This is a genomic window from Desulfosporosinus burensis (genome assembly GCF_054657535.1).
The window spans coordinates 1-277 of sequence record NZ_BAAHYN010000112.1 but is presented as its reverse complement, the minus strand read 5'-3'; the positions used below and the strand labels follow the sequence as shown (position 1 = coordinate 277).

The 277-nt window shown below is 52.3% G+C and carries 1 protein-coding gene; it reads right to left on the bottom strand.

The features are described from left to right. A partial coding sequence (locus ACYQ3Q_RS28630) for a recombinase family protein (RefSeq protein WP_459931766.1) occupies nucleotides 1–147 on the bottom strand: 147 nt, incomplete at its 3' end. Nucleotides 148–277 lie beyond the last annotated feature (130 nt).

Below are 277 nucleotides of genomic sequence, written 5' to 3'. Positions count from 1 at the left end.
AAGTAAATCTGCTGAGGAACGGGCCAAGCGGGAGACCTCCAAGCCAAAGATTGCTCCCACCTGTCCCAAAGAAACCAGACCGACTAAACGTTGAAACCCCTGACGGTTGGACTTGTGGGCACCGGAAATTCCTAAGTCCTCGTCGATTGCTCGGGTCGGAAAAGGCCTTCGAAGTTCGTCTTCGGGGGTCGTCTTTTCCTCCCCAAGGGGACTGGTACTTCCCGAATATTGTCGAATCCCTTTTAGACCATGTTCGGCTCGGTTGAGTAGTTAAAGT